A 6,000-nucleotide genomic window follows, 5' to 3' on the forward strand; every position below is an offset into this window, starting at 1 on the left:
ACTTCGGGCTAAAACCGCAAGATTGTCTCCTTCTATCCATGATGCCAGGCGAGATCAGGGAATTGCACTTTGTGCGGACGCAAGCCGGCACTGATCCCGCGGATGAGGCGCCCGTGGACCTGCCTAGCGAGAGTTCGCCTACGTCGCTGTGTCCAAGGTAAGTTCAACGGCGACAGAATTGTCGAGCACATTTGCATCACCTAATTATGGTTAATCGTTAGCCGTCGCCCATGCCCCACGCTTCAAGGCGACGCGCTTGTGGTTGCGCCACCGCTTTATCTGCTGTTAAATGGAACGATTACATCTAAGGACTTTTTAAATGAGTAATTCTGGAATCACGACCCCGCCGATCTCCGGCGTGGATCGGATCGGTGGCCAATTTTGCGATGAGAATCCGCCGGTTGGCGTCGAGGCGCCGAAAGGGGCGTCTCAGGCGGACACGAACCTCGTGCGGCTGCGAACGCATCACAACAACGTTATTCGGTACCGTCAATTGCTGACGACGCCACTCACGCCGCTCGAACGCCAGTTCATCGAGCGTCGTTTGACGGAGGAACGCTCGGCAATTGATCTCCTTGCGTCGGCGGCGCGGCACATCGGCGACAGCGCAATGCGATGAAATCGGGAGTTGGAATCGGGTCAAGCATTGTCGCTCCCGTTTCCGCGCCTCGCTGGCCTATGTGACACTGTCGCCTGGCGGCAACAGCCGGCCGGACATTGGCTTGCCCGACGTCGTTGGGGCAACCGATCGACTCTTTGGCTGTGGAAATGTGGGCGGGCGGCTATCAGCCGGCATCCCTCATCGGATCGACGAGCCTTCCGACCAACGGCCCTTGGCAAGCTCGCGGGCCACGCCTGGTCGCATGGCCGATAGCCAAAGCTTTCCTGCAGATATTGAGCCCGATTGGCGTGGCCGTATCCCTTGGATGCGGCAGAGCACTCGAATGTAGCCAATCGCGCATATAAATCGACAAATCGGCCGACACGCGGTAGCTTATGGGTTGCGCAACACCACTAGGGGAAGGGAATCGTCATGAGGGAAGTGGCCGCTTGCCTGGCCAAGACAGGTTTGTTGGCATTGCTCATAGCGACCGTGCCGATTGCCGCGGACGCAAGAGTTCGCCGGGATTCCAGCGTGCACCTGATTGGACGCTCGTTTGCTTACACCTGGGGCCCCGACTATGGATATTACCACGCCCCGTTCCACACTGGCTGTCGATGGGTAGACAGTCCCGACACTCCCGTCCTCGGCACTACGACATTCGTCAATCAAGGGACACTGACCCCGCTGGGCTTTTGGGGCCGTCGATCCGTGTTCTACGGTGCTGCGCAGCCTACATGCCCAGTGAGATGAGGCCAAGTATGACAGTCTGGGAGCACCGGCCGGGCGTGCTTGATCTGCAAGTAATCCGGTCATGGTAGCGAGCCCCCAACGACTGACACGAGCCATTTCCTGAAGTCGAAGAGTGCTTTCCAGCGTCTCTGCTCCGGGAGCTCGGGTTGTCGCTTCCGGAGATCCAGAAGACGATAATACTCCTCAACGACAGCTCGTTGGGAAATCCAACCCTTTTCGATCCGAGCCAGATCAAGGAGTTCGGGATCAATCGCGTTGCTGAATGCGCCTCTCGCGTGCTCCAGGAGCTGCTCGAGTTGCTGGTTCTCAGGGACATTCATGCGTTCGTGGACGCGTATCATCGGCAATCAGTCTTCTCCCTCGTGGTGTCGTATTTAAATCGCCTGGTCCGCTGAACCACGTTTTTGATGTTGGGCCGGTAAGATCCAACATAGGACTGCTTTGCTCCTCGAATTAATGCCAGAAATTGGCATGTCTGCAAACCGGGTCGGTGTTAGGTTGCGGCCGCGTCCGGACGAAAGAGCCGGTGCATAGCCAGCCTTTGGCCCGCCTCAAATCCCAACCCCAGAAATCGAGGCGGGCCATTTTCCTGGATTGGGGAGGCGCCCGATTTGCTTCGCTAGCCCTCGCCATCCCTTGTGATGGGATTTAATTTGAGATTAAATGTGATGGGAGCGTGAAATTGACCCGTGAGGTTAGTTTCGGGCCTAGCTTATTTTTGCCTGATCGTCGCGGACATCCCGGAGACGTATTTCATAGCCGTATTTTCAAGAATACTAGCTCACAGCTCACCTGGAGCTCGATCAATGAAAGGTATTTTAGTCGGATTGGCTATACTCGTCGGACTTTATTTTGCGGACCAGCGGTTCATGGGCGGGAAATACACCGCTGCAATCGATCGGATGGCGATCCAGATACGCCATTCTTTCGGTATTTGAGAGTGTCCGACCTATTTCCATTGCTCCGATCAGGGTGATCTTCAGAAATGCGGAGAGTATGCGAGCCAGTTGTAGTTGTTTGGTGCTGTCAATCTGGGCGCGGACGTTCTGCCTCGTCCGATCTCCCCGGCGCGAAGCTGGATTCGCTCGATTTCGAGGACGTGGCTTGTTCGCCGAGATTTCAGCGGGCCGCGGAATTCGTTGGCGCTCACTGAACAACGCTGAGGACAATGTCTGCCGGCTTGTACGCCTTGCAAGATGAGCGAACCTAAAGAAGCTCTTCTAAAAGCTATTGCGATTCTCGCGTCGCTGTTCGTTCTTTGGGCGCTCCAGCGGATGCGCTCGGCCCAGCGAGAGCCGCGCCGAGCGCGACTCTCGTGCTGTCTGGTCGTAATTGGAACTCTGGGATACCTCAATTTTGGTGGTTTGCACATCGATGGCACCGCGTTCCACATCTGGGATCAATTTCATTACGTACTGGGCTCCAAGTACTTTCCGGAGCTTGGATATGACGGGATTTACGCCGCGACGCTCGATGCGTTCGAGGAAAAAGATCCGGAATTCGTTCCACCGGCCCGGGTTCGCAACCTGAAAACCAACGAAGTGATCCCGATTGCACAGCTCGCCGATTTGCAGCGAGACGTGCGCACGCGCTTTTCGGATGCGCGATGGGCCGCGTTTCGTGACGACGCAACGCACTTTCGCATTCGCCCGGATATCTTTCTTGATCACGGCTACAATCCCACTCCTGCCCACGTTGCAGTTGAGCGCGCTGTCACGGCTTGGTTTCCATTTCGGCGGCTGACCGTTGCGGCTTACGCATCATTAGATTTCCTCCTGCTGGCGTTCACAGGTCTCGTAGTCTATCGTGTGTTCGGCCTGGAGGTTCTGGCGGCGGTCTCCCTCTCATTCGGTTTAGGCTACTGCTCGCGCTACTTTTGGATCGGTGGCGCCTTTCTGCGCCAGGACGTATTGGCCTCCCTGCTACTATGCGCCGCCGCTCTGGAGCGCGGCCGTAACAAGCTGGCGGGTGCTTTGCTTGCTTACGCGGCCTGCTGCCGCGTGTTTCCCGTTTTCATGATGGTTCCTTTGGCAGCCTTTGCAATCTTTCATTGGCGTGAGGAAAAAGGCCGAGCCGGCCAATTTGCGCTAGGATTTGCAGCGAGTGTCGTCGCATTGATCGTGCTCGGTTGCCTGGCCGGGCGTGGCCCGGAAGCGTGGCTGGAATCAATCCAGCGACTGTCGCTTCTCGGCAGCGTGATGGGACCCAACGCGGTCGGGCTCAGGGTTCCTCTCAGTGCCAGCCTTGCCAATATGCGCGGAGATCTCGTTGATCCGACGAGCTTGTATGTCTACACGCGCATTGCCATCGATGTTGCGCAGACGGAACGGGAGCACTTGTGGCTCATCCTCTTGGCGAGTGGCGCGCTGATCGCGGCCTGCTTGCACCTTGCCTGGAAATCTCAAGATATCGTCACGGTGTTCGCATCGGGTGTCGTGGTGATCATGGTGATGACCACACCTGGATGCTACTATGCCTCATTCTTCGTGCTTCTGGTTCTTGCGAACCCCTTGCGGACGGCTACGTCCTTTCTTCTTGCCAACCTCTTCATGTATCTGGCCGCCGTCGCCGTAGTGATGCTAGCCCGGCACGGCACCATCCAACTCAACGGAGCTGCCTTGTATGTACCCGTATCGATCCTTTTGTTAGTGGTGATGCTGGATTGGTTGCGCACTTGCCTGAGGAGCGCTCCTCAGTCCGGCCAGGCTCACCGGACGCTGATGAGCGCCTTGACGCCTTAAGTGTTGCGGGTCGGAGATCGGGTTCTGCTGGGGTGGCCTGCAGCACCCTTCCGCCAGAGGGATCAGCATCGCCTCAGTGCAACTCCACCTGCCGTCTACATTGGTCGGCAGCGCACCACGAAAGCTTTGAGATTGGCAAGGACATCACACAGTTGGTTGATAGAGTGCTTTCGACCGTCTCAAGGCGCGCAGTAACTCGTGAAGTAATGGGTGCTGCGTCAAGATCAGGCCTGCGCTCCAGCCAAATGCGAAAAGGAGCGTGCCAGCCAAGGCCGCTGCAATTGACAAGTCGGAGGTGCCTTTGTTCCAGATCAATAAGGCCGGTCCGATCGCGCTCAGAACTGACACGGCGATGCTGCTGCGCAACGCGGCGAAAAATTCACGCCAGCGGAATCGGAGGTGTCGACGAACGATTGTGACGGCAACCAGAGCGTTTAAGGGGACCACCCATGCCAAACACCATGCGATCGCGAAAAGGCCTTGTTTCGCGACAATGGCAACGGCTGCAGTGTTCAACATTGCTTGCCCTGCGACGAGAAGTGGCAACGATTTGACACCGCCGACTGCAACGAGGATTGGATACTGAAGCGCAAAGGGAAAGGAGAAGGCGGCCGCAAAGCACAAGACTTTGACCAGCGATGCTGCCTCGAGCCATTGAGCTCCAAGCAGCAATTTGATCAGTGGGGTCGAAAGAGCAGCCAGAAGGATCAGGCAGGGCCATTGAATGACGGTAATCAGTTCAATGGCGTTGAGATAAGTGGTTCGCGTATCCGAGTTCTCCCGCACACTGCGAGAAAAAGTTGGTAGGGCCACCGCACTCACGCCGGCAAGAATCACACGCTCCGGAAAAACGGACAGCAAGACAGAGCGCTGTGCAATTCCCACACTAGCTGAATCGAGCACGCGACCGATCACCAGATAAGGGGCCTGTTCGCCGATGGCGGCAATCAGAGCAGTCGCGCTGTCGAACGCGCCAAAGCCCAACACGCTACGCCAATCGCTTAGGGTCGGGTGATAAATCGAATGATTGGAGTAAAGGAAAAAACATAGAGCGCTTCCAACAACTGTGGATGCCACGCTCGCCCAGGCAAGTGACATATATCCGAACCCCAAATGTGCAAGTGTGATACCTGTGGCCCCACCGGAGACCGCCATCGAGACATTTACAAGCGCAAAGGAACGGAATGCCATTTCTCGGCTCATGAGAGCGAAGACAGGGAATATGAATGGACCCAGGACGTAGGCGATGGCGGCGACTTGGATGTAACGCTTCACTTCGGGAAGGTCATAGAACGACGCGACCAAGTCGGCGCTGAAATACATGCACAGTGATATCGCGATAGAGGCTATGACGCTCGTTGTGACGCTCGTGCGGATTTTTTCGAGAGTTAGCTCGCGTTGTTGGATCAGATAGGCGCCGCCGCCGAGCTCACGGAGTGCTTCTGCGATCGCATAGGCCGCACCACCGATCACGGAAACGCCGAATGCGGCTGGCCCAATTAGCCGAGCCATGATGAACGCCACGGCAAGGTTAACGAGCATCACGAGATATCGGCCGGTCGTTGCCCAGAAAAAGGCCCGTCTCACGCCAGCCATTAATCGTCACCCCCCGAAAAAGTAGACGTCGATAGAATGCGAGAAGGCTCGACGGAACTCACCACGGATCGAAGCCTGGTCGTGGTCCGGCCCGGCGGCAAATCGACACAGCAACGGGCACGGTTTGCCGCAAAGCAATAAGCCCTTGAGTTCGCGCCTGCCCGCGAAGTTTCTCTTAATCTTAGCCGCCGGGAATGCCGGCGTGCGATGGAGATATTATTCTGATATGGTGAAATCTATAGTACCACAATGGTATAGCTACGACGTAAGGTTTCAGGCCAATTTTCGGCGGATGGAGCATACTTTACC

Annotated in this window: 4 protein-coding genes; 3 read left to right on the top strand and 1 reads right to left on the bottom strand. The window is 56.5% G+C overall.

Annotation, left to right across the window (positions count from 1 at the left end; translation table 11 throughout):
- Nucleotides 1-358: 358 nt before the first annotated feature.
- The 3 genes from P6U25_RS35905 to P6U25_RS35915 all read left to right on the top strand — a co-directional run bounded on the left by P6U25_RS35905 (nucleotide 359) and on the right by P6U25_RS35915 (nucleotide 4,095).
- Nucleotides 359-619, top strand: a complete 261-nt coding sequence (locus P6U25_RS35905) for a hypothetical protein (protein ID WP_407152776.1) — start codon at nucleotides 359-361, stop codon at nucleotides 617-619.
- An 881-nt stretch (nucleotides 620-1,500) separates the two neighbouring features.
- Nucleotides 1,501-1,749 carry a hypothetical protein gene (locus P6U25_RS35910; protein ID WP_407152777.1) on the top strand — a complete coding sequence of 83 codons (249 nt, stop codon included), beginning with the start codon at nucleotides 1,501-1,503 and terminating at the stop codon, nucleotides 1,747-1,749.
- Nucleotides 1,750-2,550: 801 nt separating this feature from the next.
- Nucleotides 2,551-4,095, top strand: coding sequence for a hypothetical protein (locus P6U25_RS35915; RefSeq protein WP_407152778.1), 1,545 nt, complete (start codon nucleotides 2,551-2,553; stop codon nucleotides 4,093-4,095).
- Nucleotides 4,096-4,239: 144 nt separating this feature from the next.
- Here P6U25_RS35915 and P6U25_RS35920 read toward each other — a convergent pair whose 3' ends face one another.
- Nucleotides 4,240-5,691: an oligosaccharide flippase family protein gene (locus P6U25_RS35920; RefSeq protein ID WP_407152779.1), complete on the bottom strand. Its 1,452-nt coding sequence runs from the start codon at nucleotides 5,689-5,691 to the stop codon at nucleotides 4,240-4,242.
- Between the last annotated feature and the right edge of the window lie 309 nt (nucleotides 5,692-6,000).

It is taken from the genome of Bradyrhizobium sp. ORS 86, assembly GCF_045571475.1.
GTDB lineage: Bacteria > Pseudomonadota > Alphaproteobacteria > Rhizobiales > Xanthobacteraceae > Bradyrhizobium.